We start from the raw sequence: 2,407 nt of genomic DNA, 5'->3' as shown, positions 1-2,407 counted from the left end.
GCCCGTCAGCCCGCTCCCGCATGAGCTGGCCACCGCGCTGAAGCGCGATTCCGCCGGTCTCGTGGCAGCGATCATCCAGCAGTTCGACACCGACGAAGTGCTCATGCTGGGCTGGATGGACGACGAAGCTTTGCACCGGACGCTGACCACGGGACGCGTGACGTTCTACTCCCGCTCCCGCCAGGAATACTGGCGCAAGGGAGACACCTCCGGGCACGTCCAGTTCGTGAAATCGGTGGCCCTGGACTGCGACGGCGATGCCCTCCTGGTCCGCGTCGACCAAGTGGGTGCGGCCTGCCACACCGGTACACGCACCTGCTTCGATGACCGCAGCCTCGCAGCCGTGACAGGCGAGCGGGACTAGCCCACCACACACCATCCACTGAGGCAAGCACACAAGAAGGCGGAGAACACAAACCATGCAGGACCTTGGAATCATCAGCCCGGGCCTGGAGGAGTTCCGCGAACTCGCCGCACACAGCCGGGTCATCCCGGTCCGGCTCAGGGTATTGGCCGACGCCGAGACTCCCATCGGGCTCTACCGCAAGCTGGCCCAGGGCCAGCCCGGCACCTTCCTCCTGGAGTCGGCAGCCGTCGGCGGAGCATGGTCACGCTATTCCTTCATTGGCTCCCGTTCGCGTGCAACGCTGACCAGCAAGGACGGCCAGGCCCACTGGATCGGCGAACCTCCCGTCGGCGTGCCGGTAGACGGCAGCCCGGTCGACGCCGTCCGTGACACCATTGCAGCCCTGCAGACGGACCGTTTCCCGGACCTTCCGCCCTTCACCTCCGGCCTGGTCGGCTTCCTCGGGTGGGAAACCGTCCGGCATTGGGAAAAGCTGACCAGCCCCCCGGAAGATGACCTCCACCTGCCGGAACTGGCCCTGAACCTTGTCACCGACATGGCTGTCCACGACAACATGGACGGCACCGTCCTGCTGATTGCCAACGCGATCAATTTCGACAACAGTTCCGAACGCGTCGACGAAGCCTGGCACGACGCGGTCGCCCGTGTGAAGCGACTGCTGGACCAGATCAGCACCCCCGTGAAGCAGCCCGTATCGGTGTTGCAGTCCGAAGCCCTCGACTTCGCGTCGAGCGTCCAGGAACGTTGGAACGAGCAGGAATACCTCAACGCGATCGACCGCGGCAAGGAAGCCATCGTAGACGGCGAGGTCTTCCAAGTGGTCATTTCGCGACGCTTCGAAATGGAGTGTGCCGCGGATCCGCTGGATGTCTACCGCGTGCTGCGCAACACCAACCCGAGCCCGTACATGTACCTCTTCAGCCTCGAAGATCCGGACGGCCGCGAATACACGATTGTCGGTTCCTCTCCCGAGGCCTTGGTGACCGTCACGGGCAATGAGGTCATCACCCACCCCATTGCCGGTTCGCGGCCCCGAGGCAAGACCGTCGAGGCCGACAAGGCGCTGGCCACCGAGTTGCTCGCGGACCAGAAGGAGCGCGCCGAACACCTCATGCTCGTGGACTTGTCCCGGAACGACCTGTCCAAGGTCTGCGTTGCAGGAACCGTGGACGTTACGCAGTTCATGGAGGTGGAACGCTTCAGCCACATCATGCACCTCGTGTCCACGGTGGTCGGAGAGTTGGCGCCCGGGGCGAAGGCATACGACGTGCTGAAGGCTACCTTCCCGGCCGGTACGCTCTCCGGTGCCCCCAAGCCGCGCGCCTTGCGTCTCCTGGACGAACTCGAACCTCACCGGCGCGGCATCTACGGCGGCGTGGTGGGTTACCTGGACTTCGCAGGCGATATGGACATGGCGATCGCCATCCGTTCGGCATTGTTGCGTGAGGGCCGGGCCTACGTCCAGGCGGGCGGCGGGATCGTGGCCGATTCCCACAAGCCTTCCGAAGCGCTCGAGACTGTCAACAAGGCGGCGGCCCCCTTGCGTGCCGTGCACACCGCGGGATCGCTCCACAACATTTCCCCGGACCCAGTTTCCGTGGAGACGGTCGTCGACGGGAACCCCGGCCTGTGAGCGCTGCCCGCCCTCAGCCGGCCACCACCAAGCCTCCCGTGTGGGCACGGAAAGGCAATGTCGTGCTCGGCATGGCAATTCTTGCCCTCGCCGTTTTCGGGACTACCACACAGACCTGGATCAACGTCCGGCTCGATCCCGCTGCCGCGGCGAATGCCGATCTCCACGTCCAGGGGAGCAAAGCGGCAACTGCGGTGACCGCACTCGCGCTCGTGGCACTTGCCGGGGGACTGGCATCGTCCATCGCGGGCAAGGTTTCACGCTGGATCATTGCAACGATCATCGTGCTTGCCTCGGCAGGGATCCTCATTGCCGCGGTGACCGTCCTGGCGGATCCCCTCGGCGCGGCGCAGGGAACCATTGCGGCGACCACCGGGATTTCGGGTGGGCAGGCAGCTGCGTCGTCC

At 65.2% G+C, this 2,407-nt stretch carries 3 protein-coding genes; all 3 read left to right on the top strand.

Going from position 1 to position 2,407, the window contains the following annotated elements:
• On the top strand, window positions 1-364 hold a 364-nt coding region (hisI, locus tag AHiyo1_RS14815; protein ID WP_059389082.1), incomplete at its 5' end, for a phosphoribosyl-AMP cyclohydrolase.
• Between the two features lie 55 nt (window positions 365-419).
• Window positions 420-2,000, top strand: a complete 1,581-nt coding sequence (locus AHiyo1_RS14810) for an anthranilate synthase component I (protein WP_059389081.1) — start codon at window positions 420-422, stop codon at window positions 1,998-2,000.
• 71 nt (window positions 2,001-2,071) lie between these two features.
• The coding region (locus AHiyo1_RS14805) for a Trp biosynthesis-associated membrane protein (protein ID WP_148667603.1) at window positions 2,072-2,407 on the top strand (336 nt) is incomplete at its 3' end.

The sequence above is a fragment of the Arthrobacter sp. Hiyo1 genome, assembly GCF_001263615.2.
Classification (GTDB): domain Bacteria; phylum Actinomycetota; class Actinomycetes; order Actinomycetales; family Micrococcaceae; genus Arthrobacter.
The sequence above is the reverse complement of the archived record's forward strand: the minus strand, read 5'-3'. Positions and strand labels throughout refer to the sequence as shown.

What these genes read in the sequence shown, in the direction of transcription:
- AHiyo1_RS14810 (WP_059389081.1), top strand. Translation starts at nt 420, where the DNA reads ATGCAGGACCTTGGAATCATCAGCCCGGGCCTGGAGGAGTTCCGCGAA.